The sequence below is a fragment of the Massilia sp. P2_C2 genome (genome assembly GCF_056404615.1).
In genome coordinates, this window is sequence record NZ_JBFUDR010000569.1 from 1 (window position 1) to 1,654 (window position 1,654).

Here is a 1,654-nt window from a genome sequence, read left to right on the forward strand (position 1 = left end):
GCCGTGGCCGATCTCGTGGCCGATCACGGCGCCGATGCCGCCGTAGTTGACGGCATCGTCCGCGTTCGCGTCGAAGAACGGCGGCTGCAGGATCGCGGCCGGGAACACGATCTCGTTCATGCGCGAGTTGTAGTAGGCGTTCACCGTCTGCGGCGTCATGCCCCACTCCTCGCGGTCGACCGGCTTGCCCAGCTTGTCGATGTTGCGGTTGTACTCGAACGTGGCGGCGCGCATCACGTTGCCGACCAGGTCATCCCTTTTGACCGTCAGGCGCGCATAGTCGCGCCACTTGTTCGGGTAGCCGATCTTCGGCGTGAACCTGGCCAGCTTGGCCTGGGCTTCCTTCTTCGTTTCCGGTCCCATCCAGTCGAGCTGGTCGATCGATTCCCGGTACGCCGCGAGCACGTTCTTCACGAGTTCTTCCATGCGCGCCTTGCGCTCCGGCGGGAAGTACTTCGCCACGTATTCGCGGCCCAGCGCCTCGCCCAGCGCGCCTTCGACGACGGCCACGCCCAGCTTCCAGCGCGGACGGTTGACGTCCGTGCCCGTCAGGGTCTTGCCGTAGAAGTCGAAGTCGGCGTCGACGAAGGCCTTCGACAGGTAAGGCGCGTATTCGCGCAGCAGCTGCCACTGGAAATAGGCCTTGACGGTCTCCAGGTCGGTGTTCGCCAGGATCTGGTCGAGGCCTTGCAGATAGCTCGGCTGGCCGACGATCACATAGTCGGCCTTGTTGCCCACGCCGGCGGCGCCCAGCGCGGCCTTCCAGTCGTAGCCCGGCGTCAGTTCGGTGAGCTGGGCCACGTCCATTCTGTTGTAGCTCTTGTTCGGGTCGCGCAGCTCGACCTTCGTCCACTGCACCTTCGCCAGCGCCGTCTCGAACGCGACGACGGCCCTGGCCTTCTCCTGCGCATCCTTGTCGCCGGCCAGCTGCAGGATTGCCGCGACGTGCTGTTCGTACTTGGCCSTGGTGGCGGCCATCTTCGCGTCGTCCACCTTCAGGTAATAGTCGCGGTCCGGCATGCCGAGACCGCCCTGGCGGATGTAGGTGGCGTACTTCGTCGACGCTTTCGCATCCTGCGCCACGCCGATGCCGTACGGCGTCGCGACGCCGATCTTCGACAGGTGCGCGATCAGGTCCGGCACGCCCTTCTTGTCCTTCAGGGTGCGGATGCGCTGCAGTTCGCCCGTCAGCGGCTTGTAGCCCAGCGTGTCGAGCTTCTTCTCGTCCATGAAGCTGGTGTACAGGTCGGCGATCTTCCGGGCGTCGCTGCCGGTCTTGCTGTGCGGGTCTTTCTGGTCGGCTTCGATGATGCCGAGGAGTTGCGGCTGGGTGTCCTCACGCAGCTTCATGAAGGTGCCCCAGCTCGAGCGGTCCGATGGGATCTCGGTCGTCTTGAGCCACTTGCCGTTCAGGTAAGTGAAGAAATCGTCCTGTACGCGTACGCTCGGGTCGATGTATTGCGTGTCGATGCCGGAACGGTCCGCCGCTGCGGCCATGGATATGGCAGTCGGCGCGACGTTGTCCGCGCGGTCCGTCGATACGGCGCCCGCGGATGCGAAGGCGGCCAGCATGGACAGGGTCAGAGTACTGAGAAGGTATCGTTTCACAAGGAAGTCCTTAGAGAGTATCCCAGTAGGGTGGGCACCCCTGTGC

At 64.3% G+C, this 1,654-nt stretch carries 1 protein-coding gene; it reads right to left on the reverse strand.

Annotated features, from left to right (window positions below):
• Positions 1 to 1,608: M13 family metallopeptidase (locus AC1DYX_RS30905; RefSeq protein WP_477266011.1), on the reverse strand; the 1,608-nt coding region annotated here is incomplete at its 3' end.
• Positions 1,609 to 1,654 lie beyond the last annotated feature (46 nt).